The organism is Sulfuricaulis sp., assembly GCF_041499725.1.
In the GTDB taxonomy this organism is placed as follows: domain Bacteria; phylum Pseudomonadota; class Gammaproteobacteria; order Acidiferrobacterales; family Sulfurifustaceae; genus Sulfuricaulis.
This window is the reverse complement of record NZ_JBGQKW010000039.1, coordinates 1-23954: the sequence shown is the minus strand read 5'-3', so window position 1 is coordinate 23954 and position 23954 is coordinate 1. Positions and strand designations below refer to the sequence as shown.

Sequence of the window (23954 nt, the reverse complement as noted above, 5' to 3'; positions counted from 1 at the left end):
TCCGCCACGGGACACGAATGAATTATTCTGCGGCATGCGGCTGAAGCTCCGGTTTACCAGCGCACGGTAACGCTTGTTGCCTGAGGCGTAAAGCGCGGCCATACTCTCCGGCCATGTCCACACAGGCCCGACAAGGCATTGACGTAGACCAGATCGACGCGTGGCTGCCGCAGACGCAGTGCACGCAATGCGGTTATCCGCGCTGCCGCGCGTACGCCGAGGCTGTCGCGCATGGCGAGGCCGGCATCAACCAATGTCCGCCTGGCGGCGATGTCACGATCGCCGCGCTCGCCAAACTGCTGAACACGTCACCCGAACCGCTGGACCCGCGCTTTGGCATTCACAAGCCGCGCGCCCGCGCCGTCATCGACGAAGCCGTCTGCATCGGCTGCCGCAAGTGTATCGATGCCTGTCCAGTGGACGCCATCGTCGGCGCGCGCAAGCTGATGCATACCGTCATCGCGAGCGAGTGCACCGGCTGCGAGCTGTGCCTGCCGCCCTGCCCGGTGGACTGCATCGCGATGGTTCCAGATCTTACCGGACATGCGCGAAGCGCATCCGGCTCGCCTCCCTCTCCCGCTTGCGGGAGAGGGAATGAGGGAGAGGGCGCACACAGCGCTGAACCTTGGCCGGAGCACACGCGCGCGGAGGTGGATCGCTGGCGCGTGCGGACCGAGAATCGCCTGCGCCGCCTGGCGCGCCGCAAGGTCACACGGCACGGGACGTCGCGCTCCACCGAATCGGCGGCACCGCTTCCACACGATCGCGAACGGATTCGTGCGGAGATACGGGCCGCGGTGGAGCGGGTCAAGGCGCACAAGGCACGCGCCACCGGCCGGAAAACCTGATCCGCCTATGAATGCGCGCAAGTGTCACGAAATTTTCGCCCGGCTCAAGCAGGCCAATCCGAGTCCGGTCACCGAGCTTCAGTACCGAACGCCTTTCGAGCTGCTGGTATCGGTGATTCTCTCGGCGCAGGCCACGGACAAAAGCGTCAACAAGGCCACCACGGAACTCTTCAAGGTGGCGCGCACACCGCGGCAGATTCTCGATCTCGGTCTGCGCGCGCTCAAGCGTTACATCAGGACCATCGGCCTCTACAACACCAAGGCCGCCAATATCCTGAAGACCTGCAAAATCCTTCTCGAAAAACACGGTGGCCAGGTACCGGCGACGCGCGAGGAACTGCAGGCGCTGCCGGGCGTGGGACGCAAAACCGCCAACGTGATTCTCAACACCGCCTTCGGCCAGCCGACCATCGCCGTGGATACGCATATCTTCCGTGTGGCCAATCGTACCGGGCTGGCGCCGGGGAAAAACGTGCTCATTGTGGAGAAAAATCTTCTCAAGGCGGTCCCCGAGGGGTACCGTCATGATGCGCATCACTGGCTGATCCTTCACGGCCGCTACACCTGTACGGCACGCAAACCGCGCTGCGCCGAATGCGTCATCTATGATTTGTGCGAATACAGCGCTAAAGTTAAATAATGATGATGCTGAAATCTGCCGCTTCCGGATTGAGCCACGGCCACCGCGCCCTGCCGGAGCACGCGGAAAAAGCGGTCAAACAAGCGCTCGCGAAGGCGGGGCTTGAGCGTGCCAACGCCATATTACTGTTCCTCACGCCGGAGTACGCCGCCAATCCGGAACCGGCGCTGCGCGCGGCGGCGCGCGCCGGCGGTTGCATGCAAGTGGTGGGCTGCACCGGCGCCGGCATCCTCACGGAAGACGAGTGGGTGCTCGACAGTCCCGGCGCCGCGGCCATGGTGCTGGGCGGGAACGTTCATCTGAGTATCGCTCCCCAGGGAAAGCTGAGCGATGAAGATACCGTGCTGAGCCTGTGCACCCCCGCCGGCATGACCGCGGAATGGCTCGATGTAAGCGCCAAGCGCTTCGGCGCGGTGTCGGGCGATCTCTTCGGCCACGGGCCGTTCAAGGTCTGGAGCGGCGCGCGCGTGGCGGAATCCGAGCAGGTGGATGCCATCCTGAGCGGCGTGGACAGCGTGATCGGCGCCTCGCAGGGCGTGCGCGCGCTGACCTCGCCCATCGAAGTGGCGGAAGTGCAGGGCTACGACATCAAGCGCCTCGGCAATTACCCGGCCTTGAGCGTGCTCGTCCAGTCGCTTCCGCGGAACGTGCGCGAGATGGAGCACGTGCCCTTGCATCTCATCATGGGCGGAGTGGCGATCGGCGATCCGGAAACCGCGATTCGCGAGGGACGCTATCGCCTCAACCACATCGTGGCCGCCAACCTGCGCGACCAATCCATCACGCTGTCGGAACGACCCGCCCGTGGCGAGCGGTTGTTCTGGGCGATGCGCGATGCCCTCACCGCCGAGCGCGACATGCACGCTTGCGTGACGCGCAGCGTTCAGGCGCTTCCGGGTGCGCCTGACTTTGCCCTGCTGTTCCCATGCATAGGGCGCGGTCCGAATTTCTTCGGCAACCGCGATCGCGACCTGGATGTGCTGCGGTCGCAGCTCCCCGGCCTGCCCGTCATCGGCATGTATGGTAATGGCGAACTCGGCCCGCTCGATGGTGTCAATCACCTCTACCAGTATTCCGCCGTATTTGGCCTGTTTTGCTGCGCAGGGACGCGCGAATGTCACTGAGGATAGGGGGTTGATCTTCAGGTCCTGGATGCCCGGGAGCGACCGGGCTAGAACCTTCTGAACATGTTCTCGGGGCAGGATCGCGGACAGACGCGCGAAGTATTTTTCCGCGCCTGGCGCGCGCACCACGAGGGACGACCGCTGGAAGGCGTGGAAAAGCTCATCGTGCAGGTGGTCCTGCGGCACCCCGAATATCATTCACTTCTCGAACATCCCGAGCCGGCGCGCGAGCGCGATTATTTTCCGGAATCGGGCGAGACCAATCCGTTCCTGCATCTCGGCATGCACATTGCCATCGAGGAACAACTGTCGATCGACCAGCCCCGGGGCATCCGCGGTTATTACCAGAAGATACTCATGCGCCTTCCCGACGAACATGCGGCGCAGCATCATATGATGGAATGCCTGGGCGAGATGCTGTGGCAGGCGAGCCGACAGGCGACGGCGCCCCAGGAAACGGTTTATCTCGATTGCCTGAAGCGCTTGCTGGCTGGCCCCTCAAAAGGCTGATCGTCTCGTTCCGGACGGGGCCGGCATGAAACTTTTGCCGGGTGGTCGGGTCTTATGGGTGGCCGGGACACCCAACAAGAAATCGACCGCTGCCCGGCGAATGGTTCTCCCACAACCACATCTTGCCGCACGGAGGAGTCATGACACGGGTTCAAAGAACCGCGCAATGGGTTGCGGCGGTCATCAAGGAACTCGATTCCCTGCAACCGCTGATACATCTCGGCGTGCGCCTGTGGGTCGCCAACGTCTTCTGGAAATCGGGCATCGAATCCCTGAAAGATTGGGAAATGACGGTGGATCTGTTCACCCATGAATTTCATGTCCCGCTGCTCTCGCCGTACGCGGCCGCCATTCTGGGCACCGGCGTGGAATTGATCTTTCCCGCGCTCCTGGCACTCGGGCTCGCCGGGCGTTTCAGCGCCGGAGCGTTGTTCATTTTCAACATCATGGCGGTGATTTCCTATCCCGCCCTCAATGAAGCCGGCCTCAAGGATCATGTCTATTGGGGGATTCTGTTGCTGATTCCGCTGCTGCACGGCCCAGGGAAAATCTCCATCGACTATTTCATTCGCCGCCATTGGATGGGAAAATAATCCCCGCTATGAACCGGATCGCCGTCAAACTCCAGCCCGCCGCCGGGCCTTCGTTCGCCCACGCCCTGAGCGTCCACGGCCTCGGCCCATTGTGCCGCGACCGGCTGCGTGAGTTGCAGATCAACATCGGGCGCTTGTGCAACCAGGCCTGTAACCACTGCCACGTGGATGCCGGCCCCAAACGCACCGAGATCATGACATGGGAAACCATGGAAAAGATTCTGGACTGGACGAGGGACGCGGGTATCACGGCGGTGGACATCACCGGCGGGGCACCGGAAATCAATCCGCATTTTCGCCGCCTGGTGGACAGCTTCCTGGCGCTCGGCGCGCAGGTTACCTCGCGCTGCAACCTCACCGTGCTGCTCGAACCCAGGCAGAATGATCTGGCGTCGTGGTACGCGCAGCGGAAAATCCGTCTGGTCTGTTCCCTGCCCTGTTACACGCAAATAAACGTGGATGCCCAGCGCGGCGACGGCGTTTTCGAAAAAAGTATCGAAGCATTGAAGCGGCTGAATAGCGCGGGTTACGGACGCGAGGAGGCGCTGGTGCTGGACCTGGTTTACAACCCCGGCGGCGCGTTTCTCCCCGGTGCCCAGGAGAAACTCGAGGCGGATTACAAGCAACGGTTACAACAAGACCATGGCATTGTCTTCTCGCGCCTGAGGACGCTCACCAACCTGCCGATCAACCGCTTCGCGCACTTCCTCGAACGCACCGGCCAGCATGAAAAATACATGCAATTACTGGAGGAAAATTTCAACCCCGCGACCGTGCCGGGCCTCATGTGCCGGCATCTCGTCAGCGTGGACTGGCGCGGACGGGTGTACGACTGCGATTTCAACCAGATGCTCGACCTTCCGCTCGGCGACAGGCCGCCGCGGTATTTGTGGGACATCGAAACCCAAGACCTCAACGCCGCGCCGATCGCGGTGGATTCCCACTGTTTCGGCTGCACCGCCGGCGCCGGCAGCAGTTGCGGCGGCGCGCTGGCCTGACCTTACAGAAACTTCTTTAACGGCTCGTACTTCTGCGCGATCAGCCACAGATCGCGCCCCGTGTCGATGTCCCTGAGTTTCGCCAACAGATCGAACTCCATGCCCAACTCTTCGGCGCGGGCAAGCGTCATGGACAGCACCTGGTTGCTGCCCCATGGCATGTCCTCGAAAAGCTCGGGCCGCGCCTCCTGCAAGCCAATAAAATAATACCCGCCGTCTTCGGTCGGCCCGAGAACGTTGTTTCCGCGCGCGAGCCAGCCGTTGGCCTGATCGAGGATATCCGCATCGCAGTGCGGCACATCGCAACCCATCACCGCGGCGCATCCGTGGCGTTCCACGCCTTCGCGCAGCGCGCTCAGCATCCTGGCGCCCAGATCGCCGCCGGCCTGCGGCGTGAGACGGATGTGAAATTCGCGCGCGAGTTCCTGAAACAGCGGATGGTCGACATCGGGCCAGGCGTGTAGCGCGACATCGCCCGGCCAGGCGGAAACAGCCAGCTCGACCGTGGCGCGAATCAGAAACGCGGCGATCTCCGCGGCTCGCTCCGGACTGTATTCCGGTAGCAGGCGGGTCTTGGCCTCTCCGGGTACCGGTTGCTTGGCAAAAATAATGAGTTCCGGCTGGCTCATAAATGTAGCCCTACTCCGCTTCGCTCCGTTCGTCCTGTCATAAGAGCAGTAGCCCTACTCCGCTTCGCTCCGTTCGTCTTGTCATCATGGGAAGCGATGGTACCGACGCGCGAGACGCTCAGGCGAAACACCCAGCCAGTAGAGGAATCGCAACGTCCACATCAACAGAATGGTGCGCATAATTCCCCGCTCTTCCCAGCGCCGCGAGGAGGCGATGACGGGCCCGCGCAAACGCGCCGGCTTGCCAACCCATTTCAGACGCGTGGATAATTCGATGTCTTCCATCAGCGCGATCGGCGCAAACCCTCCCAGCATGCGATAGACATCGCGTCGCACGAACAGCCCCTGATCGCCGGTGGCAATTCCGCTTACGCGCGAGCGCCAGTTCATCAGGCGTTCGATGACGCGAAACAGAAAATGGCGCCCGGACAGCCTTACGTCAAAGCATCCGCTCGGGTAACCGCCGCGGATGGCGTTCCGGATCTGCGCAACGGCGTCCGGCGGCAGCGTGGTATCGGCATGCAGAAACAGCAGCGCATCGGCGCTGGCTGCTTGCGCGCCCGCATGCATCTGACGGGCACGTCCGCGCGGCGCCTGGATCAGATAGGGAACCGGCTGTGAACCGGTCGCGTCCGCCGACATGAGCTTGCAGACGATCTCGACGCTCGCATCGGTGCTGCCGCCGTCCACCACGATCACCTCATCGAAGGCGTGGCGCGCGAGCAGTTCCGACAGGGTTTTTTCCAGATGATTGGCTTCGTTGAACACCGGCAGGATGACCGCGACCGTGGGCGGCGATGCGCCATTCCCGGACCCGGGCGCAGGAGATATTGGCGAGGCGATCATGACAAGGCGCCGTCAGGCGGAACCGGGCGGCTTCTTTCCTGGCAGCGTCATGCGTATCAACCTGGCCGCCAGTAGCAATGGCAGGGAGGCGTGCATGATGAGATCGAAAATATCGATGGGCCGCGCGAGCGTGCCATTCGCCAGCATCTTGAGCTTCTGCCACAGATGCGGCTCCGGCGTGAACGGGGCCAGTCCCAGGGCGATTGCCGCGATCACCAACGCCGTGAGCGGAATTCTATCAAGCCATTGCATGCCTATTTCGCGCCCTGCGTGCCCCGTTGGATCAGCTCGATCTTGTAGCCGTCCGGGTCCTCGACGAAGGCGATGACCGTGCTCCCGTGTTTCATCGGCCCGGCCTCGCGCGTCACTTTGCCGCCGCGCTTTTTGATATCCTCGCAAGCTTTGTAGACATCGTCCACTTCGAGCGCAATGTGGCCGAAACCATTGCCGAGGTCGTATTTATCGGTACCCCAGTTGTAGGTCAGCTCGACGACCGCGTGTTCGGTTTCCGGACCGTAACCGACGAACGCGAGCGTGAACTTGCCGTCGGGATAATCCTTCCGGCGCAGCAGCTTCATTCCCAGTACGTCGGTATAGAACTTGATCGATCGGTCGAGATCGCCGACGCGAATCATGGTGTGCAGGACGCGCATATCAGGCCTCCTTGCCGTCTGTCAGCCGAAGTGGCAGACGTAATCGAACAGATCGGTGACTTCGATTTCGAAGTGCGAATTCCCGGGCACCGAGAAGCTCTGCCCCGCCTGGTACTCGCTCCAGCTCTGCTGGTCGGCGAGTTTCACACGGCAGTGGCCCTGGGTGATATCGATCTTTTCCGGCGCCTGGGTGCTGAAACGGTAGGTACCCGGCAGCATCACGCCGAGCGTCTTCATCTCGCCCTCGGGCGTGATGAAGGTCCGGCTGGTGACACGGCCGTCGTGATAGACGTTGGCCTTTTTCTTGATCTCGACGTTCTTGAAGCTCATTTCTTCCTCTGCCGCTTCGCGGCGATACGCATGCGCAACGCATTCAGCTTGATGAAGCCTTCGGCGTCCTTCTGGTCGTAGGCACCCTGGTCCTCTTCGAAGGTCGCGATCGTCGCATCAAACAGGCTGTCGGAGTCCGATTTCCGACCGACCACGATCACGTTGCCCTTGTAGAGCTTGAGCCGGACTACTCCGTTCACGGTTTCCTGCGAAACGTCGATCATGGTCTGAAGCATTTTGCGCTCCGGGCTCCACCAATAGCCGTTGTAGATGAGCGCAGCATAGCGTGGCATCAGGTCGTCTTTCAGATGCGCCACTTCCCGATCGAGCGTGATGGACTCGATGGCACGATGCGCCTTGAGCATGATGGTGCCGCCCGGGGTTTCGTAGGCGCCACGCGACTTCATGCCGACATAGCGGTTCTCGACGATATCCGTGCGACCGATACCGTTCGCGCCACCGATTTTATTGAGCGCGGCGAGAACCGTGGCCGGCGACATGGCCTTGCCATTGATGGCGGCAATGTCGCCCTTCCTGTATGTCAGATCGATATACGTCGGCTTGTTCGGCGCCTTTTCGGGCGCGACCGACCAGCGCCACATGGATGCTTCCGGCTCTTTCCACGGGTCCTCGAGAATACCGCCTTCGTAGGAAATATGCAGAAGGTTGGCGTCCATCGAGTACGGTGATTTCTTGCCGCGCTTCATCTCGACCGGGATGCCATGCTTGGCGGCATAGCTCATGAGCTTCTCGCGCGAGGTCAGGTCCCACTCGCGCCACGGAGCGATCACCTTCACGTCGGGCTTGAGGGCGTAATAGCCCATCTCGAAGCGCACCTGGTCGTTGCCCTTGCCGGTGGCGCCGTGGGCGACGGCGTCGGCGCCGACCTTGTTCGCGATCTCGATCTGGCGCTTGGCGATCAGCGGCCGCGCGATCGAGGTGCCGAGCAGGTATTCGCCTTCGTAAATCGTGTTGGCGCGGAACATGGGGAAAACGAAATCGCGCACGAACTCTTCCTTGAGGTCGTCGATGAAAATTTCCTTCACGCCCATCTTCTTGGCCTTGGCGCGCGCGGGCTCCAGTTCCTCGCCCTGGCCGATGTCGGCGGTGAACGTGACGACCTCGCAATCATAGGTTTCCACCAACCATTGGAGTATGACGGAGGTGTCGAGACCGCCGGAGTACGCCAGAACGACTTTTTTTATTTTAGCCATATGATCTCAAAAGATGTCTAACCGCCAAGGGTGAGACGGAGTTTTCGCGAATGTTCGGTGAACATTCGCGCCGCCGAACGGGTGCAACGGATTTTGTTGCACCCCGGGCCGCAACATAGCGTTTCTTGACGCTCTGGCGGTTCAAGATTATTTCGCGACTTTCGCCGTGCGGCGCAGCCGCGACAGCAGCCGCCGCGCCATTTCGCCGAACATCTCGGTTTGAGTCGGATGCGGGTGGATGGCCTGCGCGACCTGTTCGAGCGTCATGTCGCCCGAAACCATCATCACCGCCTCGCCGATCAGCGTGTCGGCATGATCCGCCAGGAAATGCACGCCGACGATGCGGCGCGTCGCCTTGTCGGCCACGAGCTTGATCATTCCGTCGGTTTCATCGGTAATCATCGCCTTGGCGTCGATATTCATCGGCATCTTCACTTCCACCGCATCGATACCCTTGGCCTTGGCCTGCTCCACGGAAAGCCCCACGAACGCCGCCTGCGGACGCGTGAAGATCACGCCGCAATCCTTATCCTGGTTGTACTCGGCCTTTTCGCCCAGCAGCGTAGCGGCCGACACGCGCCCCTGATGGCCCGCGGTGTGCGCCAGCATGTACCCGCCATTCACGTCACCCACGGCGAAAATATGCGGGATATTGGTACGGCATTGCCGGTCCACCGTGACCACGCCCTTGTCGGATTTCACCCCGGCCTTGTCGAGCGCGAGCGGCTCCAGCACCGGACGCTTGCCGGTGGCCACGAGCACGTAGTCGCATTTGAACGTCGCTTTCTTGCCCGAGGCATCGCTATAGGCAATCACCATCGCGCCGGGCTTGCCGCTGATCTTGTCGATTTTCGCCGATGTGATCAGTTTCAGGTTCTTCTGCTTCTTGGCCAGTAGCTCGGAAAGATTTTTCGCGATTTCGGTTTCGACCTCCACCAGCGGGCGGTCCCTGGCCTCGAGCGTTACAACCTGCGTGCCGAAGTCCGCGAAGATCTGCGCCATTTCCAGGCCAATCGCCCCGGCACCGATGATGCCGAGTTTCTTTGGCGGTGTTTTCAGGTTCCACACCGTATCCGAGGTCAGCACGCCCTTGGAATCCGCGCCCGGAATCGGCGGCACCCACGGCGGTGCGCCGGTGGCAATCACGCAGGCGCCGAAAGTGACGCGCTCAGTCTTGCCACCCTTGCCGCGCGCGGGACGCGCGTGTGGATCGTTCTGGTTGCCGGAGGTGTCGATCACGACGCTGTTGGCCGAATCGAAATACGCGAAACCCTGTTTCACTTCGATCTTCACGCCTTTGTCGGTCTTGAGCGCCAGCTCGCCACGCGTCTCCAATATATGACGGCGCGTTTTTTCCAGCAGCTTCCAGTCGAGTTTCGGTTTATTCGTGTTGAGCACGCCGAGATGCGCGTCGTGCATGCGGTCGCGCACACGGTCGGCGCCGGCACGCCACGCCTTGGACGGGATGCAACCGCGCCACAGACATTCGCCGCCGGGGAACGGCGCGTCATTGACCATCAATACTTTTTTGCCATGATCCGCGAGATCGCGCGCGCAGTCCTCGCCACCCGGACCGCCGCCGATGATGACAACATCATAATCCCATTTGCCCTGCACGATGGCCTCCCTGCCGGACGCGACGGGAAGCGCGGCAGCGCCGCCGCTGATCCAGGATTCCGGCTGTTCCACGAATTGCTTGAAGGTGTTCAGAAACTTGGCCGCGTCCGCGCCGTTGACGATGCGATGATCGGCCGTGATCGTCACCGGCATGCCCTGCGGGCCGGCGGTGGAGATCGCGAAAATGGCCGAGGTCCCGGGCGAGGGAATGGCATCGAAGTTTGTCACGCCCAGCATGCCCATGTTCGAGATCGTGAACGTCGGGTTCGAGTACTCCTGCGGCTTGAGGCGCTTGATACGGGCACGCGCGACCAGGTCTCTCCACTCGTCGTTGAGCTGCTTGAGTCCCTTGCTCATCACATCGCGCAGCACCGGCACCACGAGCCCCATGCCCTCGGTCTCGACCGCGAGCCCCACGTCGATCTGCTGGCGCTCGACAATACGATCTTCATGCTGATACACCGCGTTCACGCGCGGGAATTTCTGGATCGTCAGTCCCGCAGCCTTGGCCAGCGCCACGGTCAGCGAATAGCCCGCTTTCTTCGCCGCCGCGGACAGCCGGTCGGGACTGATGTTCACCGTTGCGCGGAACAGCGGCATGGACAGCGAATACTCCATGTTGTGCGCCACGGCCTTTTCCATCGCATCCATCGGCCGGCCGATGCCGGGCACCTGGAAGATGCGCTTGGCCATGCCCGGCGGCGCCATCGGCGCGGTCACGTCGGCGGCGAGGATAATGCCGCCTGGTCCGCTGCCTTTCAGGCTATGGATGTCGATGCCGTGCGCCCCGGCGAGCTGGCGCGCGTAGGGCGAAGCGAAACCGGAGCGCGGGCGCGGCGCGGGCGTCGCGCCGTGCGGCATCGCGGGAATATGCGTCTTGGCCTTGGGCGTGCCGTAGGGCTCGAATTTATGCGGCTCGGCTTCCGCGACGCGCTCACTTTTCCTTCGTTCCGCCGGCGCGGCGGCCGCTTCACCGCCTTTGACTTCCTTCACGTCGGCAACGAGATAAGCGATGGCCCCGCCCACGGGCACCACGGCGCCGACCGGCGCCAACGGTCCGGAGAGGTAACCCTCGCGGAATATTTCGACGTCCATGATCGCCTTGTCGGTCTCGACCGTGGCGACCACGGTGCCGCGCGCGATCTGCTCGCCGACCTGTTTCTCCCAGGTCACCAGCGTGCCCTCGGTCATGGTGTCCGAGAGTTTGGGCATTTTGATTGTAAAGGCTTCAGCCATTGAATTGGTTCCGTGTTTCCGTGCCGGCGAGCGCGGCGTCGGCCGGCCCGCAATGCTTTTCTTAGATTCTTCCCATGACCTTGAGAGCGCCTTTGTACACATCCTCGATGTTCGGGATGGCGGCCTTCTCGAGGTTTTCGGCATAGGGCACCGGCACGTCGGCGGCGTGGATGCGCACCGGCTGGGCGTCGAGCGCGAAGAAGCATTCCTCGATCACGATGGAGATGATCTCGGAGCCGACACCGTTCGCGGCCTCGTCTTCCTCGGCCACCAGCATGCGGTGCGTTTTCTCCACCGAGCGGCGGATGGTCTCGCGGTCGAGCGGTTTGAGCGAGCGCAGGTCGATGACCTCGGCGCTGATGCCGTCCTTTTCCAGGCGCTTGGCGGCGTCGAGACACAGGTGCACGCTCCAGTTGTAGCCGATGAGCGTGATGTCAGTGCCCCGGCGCACGATTTCCGCGCCCTCGAGCGGGCGGAAGAATTCGTTGTCCGGCATTTCTTCCTTCATGTTGTACATGCGCTCGTGCTCGATCACGATCACCGGATCGTTGCAGCGCACCGCGGATTTGAGCATGCCATAGGCGTCGATCGGGCTGCGCGGCGTGACCACGCGCAGGCCGGAGGTGGACATGAACATGCGCGCCAGGCGCGCCGAATGCTGCGCCGCGAGCTGGTGCGCGGTGCCGCCGGGCGTGCGCATCACGAACGGGCAGGATACGCGCCCACCGGACATGTAGCGGATCTTGGCGCCGGCGTTGATGAGTGTGTCGAGCGCCAGCAGCGCGAAGTTGATCGACATGATCTCGATGATCGGGCGCATGCCCGCCATCGAGGCGCCGATACCGATGCCGGTATAGGAGTTCTCGGAGATCGGCGTGTCGATGACGCGCTTCTCGCCGTACTTCTGGAATAGGCCCAGGGTCGCCTTGTAGGTCCCGCCGATGAGGCCGACGTCCTCGCCCATCACGATCACGTTGGGGTCGTTCGCCAGTTCCTCGTCATGCGCCCGGCGGATCGCTTCCCAGTACATTAACTCTGCCATGTGTCAGTCCTTGTGATTCTTAATAAGTATTCTGCAGCGGTCCGATCCAGCGCGGATCGGGATTGTCGTCGAGGACGTACTTGTTGATGTCCTCCACGCGCGGTATCGGGCTTTCCTCGGCGAACTTGATGACGTCGTTCTCGATCTCGTCCTGGACCTCTTTCTCCAGTTTCTTGATGTCCGCGTCGGTGAGCACGCCGGCCTTCTTGAGCTTGGCGCCGTAGACCTTGAGCGGGTCGCGCTCGGACCACTTCTGCTCCTCTTCCTTGCTGCGGTAGGCCGAGGTCTTGTCGGACATCGAGTGGCCGCGCTGGCGGTAGGTCATGTACTCGATAAAATACGGTCCCTTGCCGGAACGCACGTGGTCGATCGCCTTCTTGGCGGACTCCATCACCACTTCGACGTCCTCGCCGTCGTGCTGGCTCGCGGGAATGTTGTAGCCGCACATGCGCTTGTACTGGTCGAGCACCGCCGTCGAGCGGTCGATGCGCGTGCCGATGGCGTACTGGTTGTTCTCGCACACGAACAGCGCCGGCAGTTTCCACACCGAGGCCATGTTCATGGTCTCGTGGAACGTGCCCTGGTTGTTGGCGCCGTCGCCGAGGAAACAGATGGCGATCTGGTCGGTGCCCTTGTGCTTGCAGGCGAGCGCCAGTCCCGCGGCCAGCGGGAACGGCTGGCCGACGAGGGCGTAACCGCCCATGAAGTTCGCGGTCGGGTCGAAGACATGCATGGAACCGCCGCGCCCGCGCGAACTGCCGGTCTCCTTGCCGTAGAGTTCGGCCATCACCTCGCGCGCCGGGGCGCCGGCCTTGATGGCGTGAATGTGGTCGCGGTAACCGGTGATGACGTAATCGTGCTTGAGCTTGGCCATCTCGAGCACGCCGGTGGCTATCGCCTCCTGGCCTATATATAGGTGCAGGAAACCGCCAATCTTGTGCTCCATGTAAGCCTCGAAGCAGCGCTCCTCGAAGCGGCGGAAGAAAATCATTTCGCGCAACAGTCGTTTCTGGTCAGTTTTGTTCATGAATCTCCCTGAATTTCGGGTGGGGAAAAGGCCCTCGGGCGCCGCTCGGCCGATTCAGGCCACGGCATGGGCCGGTGTCATCCTCAACATGCGCGCGGTATGATCGTTTTTTTACCCAAACAGGTCAAGACAAACGGCTTTTCAGGCGCCCTTTCAAATCATTTTTTATAAAATTTTCCGCGCGAGGCACCCATGCAGTCAGAAATACCGAAGATCAAGCAAGAAAGCAGCAGTTTGTCGGCAAATGCGCTCGATATCTATTCAAATGCGATTATCCTGCTGCCACGGGAGGAATCAGCGCTGAAAACGCTGCCCTACGGCGGTGAAATCGCGCCGCGCCGCAAGCGTGCCGGTCATAAACTCGACAGTGGCAAGCCCTTCGCCACCGACCTGCCTAATAAATCCGGCACTCACATCGCCCTCGCCGGCATTGACCCACAGGGCAGCGCTTTTGAATTACTGACCCTGGCGCGCCGTCTGGTGGCCACCCACGGCTCGCAGAAATCCGAACGCATCGCCGTGGCCTGCCACGAACTTAAGCCCAAAGACGCGGAACGCGCCGTCGAGGCGGTGCTCGCCGCCCTGCTCGCGGCGCATTTCACGATGCCGGATTACAAAAGCAAACCGGACAAGCCGACGAAGCTGCGCGAGATACATATATATGGTCTCGCGTCGGCCGGTGGCCATGCGCGCACCATTGCCGAGGCCAAGGGCAACAATCTCGCGCGTTATCTCACCGCCCTGCCGCCGAACGAACTCACGCCCGGCAATTACCGCCGGCGCATCGAGAAGCTCGCGCGGGAATATGGATGGAAGACGGAATTTCTCGACATCAAAAAACTGAAGGCGCGTGGAGCCGGATCATTCCTCGCGGTGGCACAAGGCAGCCCGGAGCCAGACGCCGGCATCCTGCATCTGCGCTATACGCCGAAGAAGAAATCGAACAAGCCCACACTGGCACTCGTCGGCAAAGGAATCTGCTTCGACACCGGCGGCACGAACCTCAAGCCGGCGCGCCACATGCATGGCATGCACGAAGACATGGAAGGCAGCGCCGTGGCACTCGGCACGCTGTTGGCGCTGACAGAACTTAAAGCGGATTTTCCCGTGGACTGCTGGCTGGCACTGGCGCAGAACCACATCGGCCCGAAAGCCTACAAACAAAATGACGTAGTCAAAGCCGCCAACGGCAAAACGATCGAGATTATCCACACCGATGCCGAAGGCCGGATGGTTCTGGCCGATACGCTTTACTTCGCCTCGCAACAAAAACCGAAACTCATCGTCGATTACGCCACCCTCACCGGCGCGTGCGTCGGCGCGCTCAGCACGCGCATGAGCGGCACGCTGACCAATCGCGAAAAGTTGGTTCCCATTTTAATCGAAGCCGGCAACGCCTCCGGCGAACGCGTGTGGCCGTTCCCGCTGCCCAAGGACTACGAAGACGCACTCAAGAGCGACATCGCCGACATCAAGCAATGCACGCTCGACAGCGACGCCGACCACATACTCGCCGCGACGTTCCTGAAAAAGTTTCTAGTCAACGATCCGGATTGGGTGCACGTGGATTTGTCGGCGGGAAATCACAAGGGTGGGCTTGCTCACATTCCGACGGATATTACGGGGTTTGGGGTGAGGCTGACGCTTAATCTTTTGTTTGACCAAAAGATACTTTCTAACTAGGTTGTCATCCTCGCGAATGCGGGGATCCAGGTCTTGAATGGTATCGCGCGCCCTGCGCGCGATCTCAAAACCTATGTGCGGGTGGCTCCACCCCTGCACCCTGGGTCCATTTCTTATGTTCGGCCAAAAGAAATGGACGAAAGAAAAGGCCGCCCGGTCGCTTCGCCGCTCAAACTACGAGCGGTTCCCTGCGCGCCTCGCGGCGGCCGGGCGCGAGCCTAACTCGCCGGGCGCAAACAACACGCCTCGGGCTCGATCAGGAGTCTCGCGACAACTCCCGGCCTAGCTCGGTGCTCGGCTCGCTCCGACGGGATTTTGAAATCACGCCACCCCTTTAGGTACATGTTGGTTGCTGGTAGCACTCATCGCGAAGCGATCGAAGCAGCTGTAGCCCGTTTGACTCCGCGCCTGAGCTTAAAACTTACAATGATTAAGAGTGCGTAGCCTGGAATGTCGATCGGCTTGAATGGAAAGGAAATGGGACGATCCTGTATATCAAGGTACGTCCATAACAGTAAGACAGCTATCAACAGCAAAGGTACAAATATCGCGATTGCAGATGACCTGGCGAGATCCTTGCTTCTGCTAATACCTGCTCTCCAGAGGCCCTGCAGTCCGTCGAGAACACACCACACCATTGCGACCCACCCAATCGACACCACTAGGTAGCTAAGTGTGTAGAGCATGATGTTAATGTTGCCTGTTGTCTATCGAATGATGTGAGTTACGTCATGATTGTGTTTTCCGTTCCTTGAGTCAAGCCGAGCGCGGAAACGGTTTTGTTTCTAATTCCCGTAGCGCGCGCCGAGTACCGCAGCCCCGCCGGGAGTAGTTAAGCGAGCCTCGTGTTTGAGCCCGAGGTGCGTAGTGTGCGCCCGGCGAGTTGGCGAGCGCCCGGTGGGGCGAGGAACGGAGGAAGGGGTCGCGCGCTCCGGGCGGCCTTTTCTTTCGTGGATTTCTTTTGGCCGAACAAAAGAAATCCACCCAGGGTGCAGGGGCGGAGCCACCCGCAATTAGCTTTTGATCATCGCCGTAGGCGATTCGATAAATTATTTTTCCCCTCTCCCCCGCCCTCTCCCACAAGGGGAGAGGGGATTTAAAATTTTAATCCCGCCTTCTCTAATTCCTCCGAAACTTTCAACCCTTCCGCGCTCCGGCACGCATCGACAAACTCTTTCGTCGCCACCACCCGGACCACTCCGCCATTCCCGCCCTTGCCGGTTTTGGGCGCCAAGGCGAACAACTTCGCCATGCCCTCCTCGCCCTGCAACCGCCACGATTCTTCCGCATCCACCGTAAAATCGAAGCTGTGCAGCAACCATGTCACGGTGGGTTGATTCTCCGTGCTGCGGCGGCGGGCGGATTTGCGGATGGCGGGTAGAGAGCGTTCCATTACGTTGATGACGTCCTGTAATGCCGAGGTATCGGGGAAGTTCTGATCAGGTCCCGTCGTTTGCCCTTCGACAGGCTCAGGGCGAACGGAATTAGTTGGCGCCAGCCAGTAGAACACCAGCGTATCGCGGAAGAAGGCATGCAGCAGCGGCATGCCCTTGAAAAACGGCGAGGTGACGAGGCCGTAGCGCGACACGCCGACCTGTTTCTTGATCGAGGCGCCGAGCGCGAGACGGGCATGGCGGTTCTTTACATGCACATGGCACTGGACGAGCGCCACGCGGCATTCGCGGCCTGCATCGAGCGCCGTGGAAAAAAACGGATGGCCGCTGCGGCGGAAGCCGGAAAACATGCTGTTGAACCGTGCCACGGTGAAATACGCCAGGCTGAAGGCAAACGGCGCGGTCAGGTCCACGAACACGGTGGAAAAATTGAGCGTGAGGTAAGACACCGCCAGAAATCCGGATTGCAAAACCGTGAACGTCAGGTTCACCACACGCTGGTCGATGTTGTACACAAAGGCAAATGTAAGCAGCGCCAACGCCACCAGCGTCGTGACAATATAAATCCACGGCGGCAGTTCGGTGAGGAAATCGCCCTTTTTCAGGTTGTCGATTGCCGACGCCAGAATTTCCACGCCCGGATGCGCCTTGGCGACAGGCGTGGTTTTCAGATCGAAAAGCGACGGCGCGGTGGAACCGATGATAACGATCTTGCCGGCAAATTCATCCGCCGGTCGGGTCTTTTTCTCCTTGAGCAGATCGAAATAGATCTCGTGGAACGAGACATGCCGGTAGGATGGCGGCTTGCCGCGCCAGTTGAGCAGGATATCCTCGCGCGCCGGCAACGGCGGTCCCAGTGACGCCGCGACATTCGCCGGCAGCGAACCCACGCGCCAGCCGTATTCGTTGGTATAGACCGAGTAGGTACGCACGATCCCATCAGTGTCTGTGAAGATATTATTGGTGCCGAGCCGCTGGTCCGTGAGCACATCGTAAAAAAACGGCAGTATCGCCGCGAGCGTGGCCGTATCCGATGCCGTGTCGTCTAGTTTCGACACGCCCGGCAACTGTTTTACTTTCAACAGGCTGAGCCGATCGTTTTCCTCGTTCAGCCGGATCATGGGGAAGAAGGTGTTGGGCGTGCGCGCAATCGCGTCGCGAAAATACTTGTCGCCCGCGGCGTTGAACACATCCGGATCGCTGAACATGATATCGAAGACGATGGCTTTGGGTTTCTGCACCGCAATGCCTTCCACCAGCTCGCCCATGAGGTTGCGCGGCCACGGCCAGCGGCCGAATTCCGGCGCCATCGCCGCAAGCGCCGGTTCGTCGATATCCACGATGACGATATCCGGGTCGGCCGCGGGATGCTGGAACCGCGTCTTCATGATGAGGTCGTAGGCCTTGTTCTTCATGCCGGCGGTCGAGCCGGTGGCGATGGCGAACACCGCCACGGCGCTCACGACGACGGCCAGACCGACGTAGAACCAGTTCCCCAGCCGGTCGGAGAGCGAAGACAAGGGCAGGAGGAAAAAACGCGCAAAACGCTGAGGGGGATTAACCGGCATGCTGTGTCGTCCTTGTCATAGCGGCTTTATCATACTGGATCGGTACGTGCGCCGCCTCACGCCGGTGTTTTTCGCCTGCCACGCTCCGCGGAATGATTAAAGTGGCATAATGGGGCGGTTAAATTCCACCGGGAACCCATCATGATGAAAGACAGCGCCGTCGCCCGGGAGTGGCTCGCCGCCTCCGCCGGTACCGCCAACGCGAAGGACTACGCGGCCCACATGGATCTCATCTCGCGCAAGGTACAGGTGTTCGGCGTGCCCGGCATCGAGGTCATCGGTTACGACGACTGGGCGAAGCAATGCCGGCACGAATTCGAAACCGGCGTGCTCAAGAACGTTTCCTATGACGGCATGAAGGTGCAGGTCATGACGCCGGGGCGCGTGATGTTCAAGACGATCGAAACCGTCGAGGCGAACGACGGCGCGGTCCAGGCCCACGGCGTGGAGATCATTCTGGAGAAGGAAACCGACGGCAAATGGCGCGTGGTGCAGGAACGTATTCTTTCCCGGGAGGAGGCTGAGCACGACGGCTTGTGGCAGTAGCTCTCACTTTTAGAGCTAGCCGCCGGATCCCGAGGCGCAGCTCTTTCGGAGACGGCGGCAGTAGCGCCCAAGGAAACTTGGTTCATTGCGGCTACCTGCGCCCATTGCCGAAGGAGCGTTCGCCTCGGGCACTGGGCGCTGCTTGAAATCAATCTAAACCTGCTTTAACCTAGCGACCCACAAAAGCAGTCAACAATTCTTCACCGTTAAGAGGAAATAACCATGAAAACTCCGCTGGATTCAATTGCAGGCACCATTATTAGCGGTTTGATCCTGACCGTGATTCTGTATTTCTTTGTCGTCAACTTCCTGGTCAAGACCACCGTCTGACCGCCACGCTAACGAATAATTTCGGGGGAACACCATGGAACTCATTATCGCCCGCTGGCTGCACATCTTCGCCGGCATCGTCTGGATCGGCCTTCTCTATTATTTCAACTTCGTGCAGGCCGTCGCCCTGCCCAAAGCCAAGGCGGACAACACCGCCGCCGGCATCACCAAACACGTCGCGCCCCAGGCACTGCTGTGGTTCCGCTGGGCCGCTCTCGCCACCTGGCTCATCGGCGCCTATTACCTCGAGCGCGGCCACATCGGCCTCGGTAACGCCTTCATGCTCAAGGGCTCGGCCGCGGCCATCGGCATTGGCGCCTGGCTCGGCACCATCATGCTCTTCAACGTGTGGGGGCTGATCTGGCCCAACCAGAAGAAGGTGCTGGGCATCGTCCCGGCCGACGACGCCACCAAGGCCAAGGCCGGGCGCATCGCCTTCCTGGCCTCGCGCACCAACACCATGCTGTCCATCCCGATGCTGTTCTTCATGGTCGCCGGCAGCGCGGGACACGGCCTGCCGCATATGTAAAACGGCGTAATCGCTGGCACAAGGCCCGGCTTGCCGGGCCTTGTGTATTTAGGCCCTTGCGTTATTGCCCGCAGCGGGTAGAATTTTTACTTTAAGTGGCGCCCGCAGGGCGCCTTTATGTTTTTGGGGTTCGGAAAATATGACTACATCGTACCAGATGCCGATCTTCGCCGGCCTGCCCGTGGCCTTCACGCACGGCGAGGGATCATGGCTGTGGGACACGAACGGGAAAAAATATCTCGACGCCCTCGCCGGCATCGCCGTCTGCGGGCTGGGGCACGCGAATCCCGCCATCACCGCCGCGATCTGCGACCAGGCCGGCAAGCTGCTGCACACCTCGAACTGGTATCAGATTCCCTTGCAGGAAAAACTGGCCGAACGGCTGTGCAAGCTTGCCGGCATGACCAACGCTTTCTTCTGCAACTCGGGCGCCGAGGCCAATGAAGCCGCGATCAAACTCGCACGTCTCTACGGCCATCAGCAGAACATCCTCACGCCCGGCATCATCGTCACCGAGGGCAGTTTTCACGGACGCACGCTCGCGACGCTCTCCGCCACCGGCAACCGCAAGATCCAGGCGGGCTTCGAGCCGCTCGTACAGGGCTTCCACCGCGTGCCATACAACGATCTCGAAGCCGTCCGCCAGGTCGGTGAACGCAGCAAGGAGATCGTGGCGGTACTGGTCGAACCGATCACCGGCGAGGGCGGCGTCAGCATTCCGGACGCGGGTTACCTCAGGGGCCTGCGTCAGATTTGCGATGAGCGCGGCTGGCTGCTGATGCTCGATGAAATCCAGACCGGTATGTGCCGCACCGGCAAGTGGTTCGCCTGCCAGCACGAGGGCGTGGTGCCCGACGTCATGACCCTGGCCAAGGGACTCGGCAACGGCGTGCCGATCGGCGCCTGCCTCGCACACGGAAGAGCGGCGAATGTATTCAAGCCCGGCAGCCATGGCTCGACGTTCAGCGGCAATCCGCTGGTCTGCCGCGTGGGACTCGCCGTGATTGACGAGCTCGAAAAGGGAAAATTCGCCAGCCGCGCGGCGAAACTCGGTGACCGGCTACTTGCCAAACTCAAAGAAGCACTCGGTCAGGTTGCGGGCGTGAAGGACATCCGCGGACGCGGGCTTATGCTGGCCGTCGAACTCGATCGGCCGTGCAAGGAACTGTTGCAGATGGCGCTCGATCGCGGCTTGCTCATCAACGTCACGGCGGACAGCGTGATTCGTCTTCTGCCGCCGCTGATTCTGACCGACAACGAAGCTGACATCCTGGTGCGCGAACTCACCAGCGCCGTGCGCGCCTTTCTGGAAAAGGCGACAACGGGAACCAGGGAACAACTGTCTCCCGTCGGAGGCCGCGCGTGAAGCCGCGCCATTTCCTGGCGCTGACGGACCTGAGCGCCAAGGAACTCAAGCGCCTGCTCGCGCGCGCCATCAAACTGAAAGCCATGCAGCGGCGCGGCAAGAAGCACACGCCACTCGCTGGCAAAACCATGGTGATGATCTTCGAGAAATCCTCTACGCGCACCCGCGTGTCGTTTGAAACCGGCATGACACAGCTGGGCGGCGCCAGCCTGTTTCTCTCGCCGCGCGATACGCATCTCGACCGCGGCGAGCCGTTGGAAGACACCGCGCGCGTGCTGTCGCGCATGGTGGACGTCATCGTAATCCGCGCCAATTCGCACGCGATGGTGGAGCGCTTTGCCGCGCACTCGCGGGTACCGGTGATCAACGCGCTGACCGATCTCAACCATCCCTGCCAGTTGCTCGCGGATATCCAGACCTATCTCGAGAAACGCGGCGATATAACCGGCAAAACCGCCGCCTGGATCGGCGACGGCAATAACGTCTGCCATTCCTGGATCAGCGCCTCGCATCAGTTCAACTTTCACATCAATATCGCCACGCCGAAGGGTTACGAGCCGAAAGCGGAGTGGTATGCCGACTGCCGCGACCACGTCACGCTCAGCCACGACCCGAAGCAGGCAGTGCAAAAGGCGGATATCGTCATCACCGACACCTGGGCCAGCATGGGGCAGGAGCACGAAAAAGCCGAACGTATGAAAGCTTTTGACGGCTTCATGGTCGATGGTGCGCTCATGAAGCTCGCGCGCAAGAACGCCCTCTTCATGCACTGCCTGCCGGCCTACCGCGGCATGGAGGTCGCCGCGGAGGTGATCGACGGACCGCAGAGCGTCGTCTGGGACGAGGCCGAAAACCGGCTGCACGCCCAGAAAGCGCTGCTGGAATTCCTCCTCACGGGAAAACCAAAATAGACAGAATTCACAGGATTAAAAACAGGATTAACACGATTACACCCTGTGGCTGCGGATCGGTGGAAAGGTGCTATCGCTGTTTCCGAGTCATGCCGATCACGCGCTCGGCAAACGCGTCGGCATCCGCGTGCAGGCCGATCATCTCGTGGCGTTTCCGCTGTCGGAAAACCACGCGCCTGAGATGACGCCTTCCGCCTTCATCTGAAAGCGGGGGCAACCTTCACTCACCCTTTCCTAGAGAGAGGGCATTCCCTGATTGGTCACCGACGCGGCGTATCGGGGCTGACTGGCTGGCCTTCCATGCCGGCCAGACCTGACAAGGGCACTACGGCGCCTGAAGATTGCGTCCAGAGCGTGGCCGGATCGCGCTTGGTTTTGTCACCGTTCGCGCCGACCTTCGGCGCGGGCCGGACGAGATATCCCCGGGTCACGAGATAGGCCACTATCTTGTCCGCCGCTTCGTGGGCGGATTGCAGCGTGGTGTCGATCACGATCTCGGCGTTGGTCGGCGATTCATAGGGATCGGACACCCCGGTGAAGTTCTTGATCAGCCCCGCGCGCGCCCGTGCATACAGACCTTTACGGTCGCGCGATTCGCAGACCTCAAGCGGCGTTGCCACGTGGATCTCGATGAAATCACCATGTTCCTCGATCATGGCGCGTACCCGCGTGCGGGTATGCGCATAGGGCGCGATGGGCGCACACAGGGCGATACCGCCATGGCTGGTAATGAGACTCGCCACGTAACCTTGGCGCATTACGTTGGTATCGCGGTGCTCGCGCGAGAAACCCAGCTCCGAGGAGAGGTGCTTGCGCACCACATCGCCGTCGAGCAGCGTGACGGGGCGCGCCTCGGATTCCTTGAGCCGCGCATACACCACCTGCGCGAGCGTGGATTTTCCGGCACCAGAGAGGCCGGTGAAAAAGATCGTGAACCCCTGGCGCAACGTCTTGCGCCACTCTTCCAGCACCGTGGGATAGGAGAACCAGTGCGCGATTTCGGACTTCTGATCCGAGGCCAGGCGCGGCGTTTCTTTCGCGCGCCGGCCCACGCGTCCGCCGGAAAGAAACCGTTCCGGCTGGTCTTCCTCCTGTACCAGATTGCGGAATGGCACCACCTCGATGCCGATCTCGTGCGCATGCCACAGCACCGATTCCAGCGCGCGGTACTTCCCATACAGCGGCTCGCCGGTCGCGCCCTCTCCCTGGTCGTCGTAATCGTGCTCCATGATGAAGTGGGAACAGCCGAAGTTCTTGCTGAGGATGGCATGCCACAGCGCCGCGCGCGGACCGCCATGGTGCGGAGACAGTTCGATCAGATTCAGATGCGCGGCCCGCGTCGAGTAGTGTTCGAGCACGGCGCGCAGTGCGCGCACGCGCGAATAATGATCCGGCTCGCTCATGCCGTTTCTGCCCACCGCGGCCTGAATCAGCAGCGTGGCATCATTCAGGAAGGCCGCGCGCTTGGTGAACTCCACGTGGGTACGGTGTATGAGATGACGCGGCTGGTAACCCACCACGCGGTTCGCGGCGTGCCGGTGCAGCAGCGCACGCACGACGGCGGGCGCCTGGCGCAACAACGCAAAATCATGATGTACCGGCAACTCCACGACTTCAAGTTTTCCGGCGATATAGGCGTCTCCGACCACGTTGAGCAGATGACTCGCCGCGGCATGCGTGACAGAGCGGGTGCCGTAGAGAAACTGCGCTTCCGCGCCCTTGTCCGGCTGCCAGACTTCCGTCACGGTGAGCACCGCCATGAGCGTGCCTTCGGCGTCGCGCAGCGCAACGGCTTGGCCCGGCGAAAGACTCTCGGCGAATTTTTGCGGCACATCGAGCGTCACGGGGATGGGCCAGAAGCGGCCGTCAGCCATGCGCATGCGCGCGCATACGGCCTCGTAGTCCGCCCGCCCCATGAAGGAGGTCAGCGGCGAGAACGCGCCGGTTGCCAGCATTTCGAAATCGGAGAGTTGTCGCGGAGTGAGATCGAGAGAGACGAGATCGCACGATGCTGCCTTGAGTTCTGCGCTGCGGTCAGTGCTGACCAGCAGATTGACCAGCGCCCCACCGTAGGGTGAATTCAGCTCCCTTCCGGTTCCCAGCCGATGTATGCCGCTCATGTTATTCTCCGTGTCGCTTCCCGCATTTCCGCGCTCGTGTCCCCGAGGAGACATGAACTGTTGCGGGGTGATCGCGGCATCCTTGCGGCTATCCCCGGACGGTAAACCAGACCCTTGGTTGAGCCGGAATTCCCGGCGATTTCACTGCAACCCCATCGAAAGGGAAAGCCTATACAGGGTTCGCAGAATGACAACCGGAT

The 23954-nt window shown here is 61.2% G+C and carries 23 protein-coding genes; 12 read left to right on the top strand and 11 right to left on the bottom strand.

Translation table 11 applies throughout. The features are described from left to right. Positions 1-113: 113 nt before the first annotated feature. The 6 genes from ACC569_RS08265 to arsS all read left to right on the top strand — a co-directional run bounded on the left by ACC569_RS08265 (position 114) and on the right by arsS (position 4713). Positions 114-848, top strand: coding sequence for an RnfABCDGE type electron transport complex subunit B (locus tag ACC569_RS08265; RefSeq protein WP_372523039.1), 735 nt, complete (start codon positions 114-116; stop codon positions 846-848). Between the two features lie 7 nt (positions 849-855). Beyond that, complete coding sequence (gene nth / locus ACC569_RS08260) at positions 856-1488, top strand: endonuclease III (RefSeq protein WP_372523038.1); 633 nt, start codon at positions 856-858, stop codon at positions 1486-1488. Between the two features lie 2 nt (positions 1489-1490). Beyond that, positions 1491-2612, top strand: a complete 1122-nt coding sequence (locus ACC569_RS08255; protein ID WP_372523037.1) for an FIST C-terminal domain-containing protein — start codon at positions 1491-1493, stop codon at positions 2610-2612. 63 nt (positions 2613-2675) lie between these two features. Further along, positions 2676-3122, top strand: coding sequence for a DUF1841 family protein (locus tag ACC569_RS08250; RefSeq protein ID WP_372523036.1), 447 nt, complete (start codon positions 2676-2678; stop codon positions 3120-3122). 140 nt (positions 3123-3262) lie between these two features. After that, positions 3263-3715, top strand: a complete 453-nt coding sequence (locus ACC569_RS08245) for a DoxX family protein (RefSeq protein WP_372523035.1) — start codon at positions 3263-3265, stop codon at positions 3713-3715. A gap of 8 nt (positions 3716-3723) precedes the next feature. After that, positions 3724-4713, top strand: coding sequence for an arsenosugar biosynthesis radical SAM (seleno)protein ArsS (arsS, locus tag ACC569_RS08240; RefSeq protein ID WP_372523034.1), 990 nt, complete (start codon positions 3724-3726; stop codon positions 4711-4713). 2 nt (positions 4714-4715) lie between these two features. Here arsS and ACC569_RS08235 read toward each other — a convergent pair whose 3' ends face one another. From ACC569_RS08235 to pdhA, 9 genes are all read right to left on the bottom strand, one after another. Continuing rightward, positions 4716-5342 (bottom strand): TIGR04282 family arsenosugar biosynthesis glycosyltransferase, encoded by a 627-nt coding sequence (locus ACC569_RS08235; RefSeq protein WP_372523033.1) that lies wholly within the window; start codon positions 5340-5342, stop codon positions 4716-4718. 84 nt (positions 5343-5426) lie between these two features. Continuing rightward, entirely contained in the window at positions 5427-6188 is a 762-nt protein-coding gene (locus tag ACC569_RS08230; protein ID WP_372523032.1) for a TIGR04283 family arsenosugar biosynthesis glycosyltransferase, read from the bottom strand. Between the two features lie 12 nt (positions 6189-6200). Then, entirely contained in the window at positions 6201-6440 is a 240-nt protein-coding gene (locus ACC569_RS08225) for an RND transporter (RefSeq protein ID WP_372523031.1), read from the bottom strand. 2 nt (positions 6441-6442) lie between these two features. Next, positions 6443-6841 carry a lactoylglutathione lyase gene (gene gloA / locus ACC569_RS08220; RefSeq protein ID WP_372523030.1) on the bottom strand — a complete coding sequence of 133 codons (399 nt, stop codon included), beginning with the start codon at positions 6839-6841 and terminating at the stop codon, positions 6443-6445. Between the two features lie 21 nt (positions 6842-6862). Next, entirely contained in the window at positions 6863-7171 is a 309-nt protein-coding gene (locus tag ACC569_RS08215) for a pyrimidine/purine nucleoside phosphorylase (RefSeq protein ID WP_372523029.1), read from the bottom strand. Further along, on the bottom strand, positions 7168-8385 hold the full coding sequence (locus tag ACC569_RS08210) for an argininosuccinate synthase (RefSeq protein WP_372523028.1): 1218 nt from the start codon (positions 8383-8385) through the stop codon (positions 7168-7170). The genes ACC569_RS08215 and ACC569_RS08210 overlap by 4 nt, the downstream gene beginning before the upstream one ends. A gap of 147 nt (positions 8386-8532) precedes the next feature. After that, positions 8533-11238 (bottom strand): FAD-dependent oxidoreductase, encoded by a 2706-nt coding sequence (locus ACC569_RS08205; RefSeq protein WP_372523027.1) that lies wholly within the window; start codon positions 11236-11238, stop codon positions 8533-8535. A 61-nt stretch (positions 11239-11299) separates the two neighbouring features. Next, positions 11300-12280 carry an alpha-ketoacid dehydrogenase subunit beta gene (locus ACC569_RS08200; RefSeq protein ID WP_372523026.1) on the bottom strand — a complete coding sequence of 327 codons (981 nt, stop codon included), beginning with the start codon at positions 12278-12280 and terminating at the stop codon, positions 11300-11302. Between the two features lie 19 nt (positions 12281-12299). Beyond that, positions 12300-13307, bottom strand: a complete 1008-nt coding sequence (gene pdhA, locus ACC569_RS08195; protein ID WP_372523025.1) for a pyruvate dehydrogenase (acetyl-transferring) E1 component subunit alpha — start codon at positions 13305-13307, stop codon at positions 12300-12302. Between the two features lie 192 nt (positions 13308-13499). Between pdhA and ACC569_RS08190 the strand changes: the two genes are divergently transcribed. Continuing rightward, complete coding sequence (locus tag ACC569_RS08190) at positions 13500-14990, top strand: leucyl aminopeptidase family protein (protein ID WP_372523024.1); 1491 nt, start codon at positions 13500-13502, stop codon at positions 14988-14990. Positions 14991-16086: 1096 nt separating this feature from the next. Here the strand turns inward: ACC569_RS08190 and ACC569_RS08185 are convergent. Continuing rightward, complete coding sequence (locus tag ACC569_RS08185; RefSeq protein WP_372523023.1) at positions 16087-17952, bottom strand: CHASE2 domain-containing protein; 1866 nt, start codon at positions 17950-17952, stop codon at positions 16087-16089. Positions 17953-18093: 141 nt separating this feature from the next. On the opposite strand from ACC569_RS08185, the gene ACC569_RS08180 reads away from it, so the two are divergent. The 5 genes from ACC569_RS08180 to ACC569_RS08160 all read left to right on the top strand — a co-directional run bounded on the left by ACC569_RS08180 (position 18094) and on the right by ACC569_RS08160 (position 21839). Continuing rightward, positions 18094-18498: a hypothetical protein gene (locus tag ACC569_RS08180; protein WP_372523022.1), complete on the top strand. Its 405-nt coding sequence runs from the start codon at positions 18094-18096 to the stop codon at positions 18496-18498. A 364-nt stretch (positions 18499-18862) separates the two neighbouring features. Further along, on the top strand, positions 18863-19357 hold the full coding sequence (locus ACC569_RS08175; RefSeq protein WP_372523021.1) for a urate hydroxylase PuuD: 495 nt from the start codon (positions 18863-18865) through the stop codon (positions 19355-19357). Between the two features lie 139 nt (positions 19358-19496). Beyond that, positions 19497-20723: an aspartate aminotransferase family protein gene (locus ACC569_RS08170; RefSeq protein WP_372523020.1), complete on the top strand. Its 1227-nt coding sequence runs from the start codon at positions 19497-19499 to the stop codon at positions 20721-20723. Then, positions 20720-21634 (top strand): ornithine carbamoyltransferase, encoded by a 915-nt coding sequence (argF, locus tag ACC569_RS08165; RefSeq protein WP_372523019.1) that lies wholly within the window; start codon positions 20720-20722, stop codon positions 21632-21634. Before ACC569_RS08170 ends, argF begins: the two co-directional genes overlap by 4 nt. Before the next feature lie 67 nt (positions 21635-21701). Further along, entirely contained in the window at positions 21702-21839 is a 138-nt protein-coding gene (locus ACC569_RS08160) for a hypothetical protein (protein WP_372523018.1), read from the top strand. Between the two features lie 55 nt (positions 21840-21894). On the opposite strand, the gene ACC569_RS08155 is transcribed toward ACC569_RS08160, so the two are convergent. Next, on the bottom strand, positions 21895-23754 hold the full coding sequence (locus ACC569_RS08155) for a bifunctional sulfate adenylyltransferase/adenylylsulfate kinase (protein WP_372523017.1): 1860 nt from the start codon (positions 23752-23754) through the stop codon (positions 21895-21897). Positions 23755-23954: the final 200 nt, after the last annotated feature.

Bases quoted from the DNA above. Each gene is read 5' to 3' on its own strand.
- arsS (WP_372523034.1), top strand. From the start codon at position 3,724: ATGAACCGGATCGCCGTCAAACTCCAGCCCGCCGCCGGGCCTTCGTTC.
- ACC569_RS08170 (WP_372523020.1), top strand. From the start codon at position 19,497: ATGACTACATCGTACCAGATGCCGATCTTCGCCGGCCTGCCCGTGGCC.
- ACC569_RS08205 (WP_372523027.1), bottom strand. From the start codon at position 11,238: ATGGCTGAAGCCTTTACAATCAAAATGCCCAAACTCTCGGACACCATG.
- ACC569_RS08175 (WP_372523021.1), top strand. From the start codon at position 18,863: ATGGAACTCATTATCGCCCGCTGGCTGCACATCTTCGCCGGCATCGTC.
- ACC569_RS08235 (WP_372523033.1), bottom strand. From the start codon at position 5,342: ATGAGCCAGCCGGAACTCATTATTTTTGCCAAGCAACCGGTACCCGGA.
- ACC569_RS08250 (WP_372523036.1), top strand. From the start codon at position 2,676: ATGTTCTCGGGGCAGGATCGCGGACAGACGCGCGAAGTATTTTTCCGC.
- ACC569_RS08155 (WP_372523017.1), bottom strand. From the start codon at position 23,754: ATGAGCGGCATACATCGGCTGGGAACCGGAAGGGAGCTGAATTCACCC.
- ACC569_RS08265 (WP_372523039.1), top strand. From the start codon at position 114: ATGTCCACACAGGCCCGACAAGGCATTGACGTAGACCAGATCGACGCG.
- ACC569_RS08255 (WP_372523037.1), top strand. From the start codon at position 1,491: ATGATGCTGAAATCTGCCGCTTCCGGATTGAGCCACGGCCACCGCGCC.
- nth (WP_372523038.1), top strand. From the start codon at position 856: ATGAATGCGCGCAAGTGTCACGAAATTTTCGCCCGGCTCAAGCAGGCC.
- pdhA (WP_372523025.1), bottom strand. From the start codon at position 13,307: ATGAACAAAACTGACCAGAAACGACTGTTGCGCGAAATGATTTTCTTC.
- ACC569_RS08215 (WP_372523029.1), bottom strand. From the start codon at position 7,171: ATGAGCTTCAAGAACGTCGAGATCAAGAAAAAGGCCAACGTCTATCAC.
- ACC569_RS08200 (WP_372523026.1), bottom strand. From the start codon at position 12,280: ATGGCAGAGTTAATGTACTGGGAAGCGATCCGCCGGGCGCATGACGAG.
- ACC569_RS08210 (WP_372523028.1), bottom strand. From the start codon at position 8,385: ATGGCTAAAATAAAAAAAGTCGTTCTGGCGTACTCCGGCGGTCTCGAC.
- ACC569_RS08180 (WP_372523022.1), top strand. From the start codon at position 18,094: ATGATGAAAGACAGCGCCGTCGCCCGGGAGTGGCTCGCCGCCTCCGCC.
- ACC569_RS08185 (WP_372523023.1), bottom strand. From the start codon at position 17,952: ATGCCGGTTAATCCCCCTCAGCGTTTTGCGCGTTTTTTCCTCCTGCCC.
- ACC569_RS08225 (WP_372523031.1), bottom strand. From the start codon at position 6,440: ATGCAATGGCTTGATAGAATTCCGCTCACGGCGTTGGTGATCGCGGCA.
- ACC569_RS08245 (WP_372523035.1), top strand. From the start codon at position 3,263: ATGACACGGGTTCAAAGAACCGCGCAATGGGTTGCGGCGGTCATCAAG.
- ACC569_RS08230 (WP_372523032.1), bottom strand. From the start codon at position 6,188: ATGATCGCCTCGCCAATATCTCCTGCGCCCGGGTCCGGGAATGGCGCA.
- gloA (WP_372523030.1), bottom strand. From the start codon at position 6,841: ATGCGCGTCCTGCACACCATGATTCGCGTCGGCGATCTCGACCGATCG.
- ACC569_RS08190 (WP_372523024.1), top strand. From the start codon at position 13,500: ATGCAGTCAGAAATACCGAAGATCAAGCAAGAAAGCAGCAGTTTGTCG.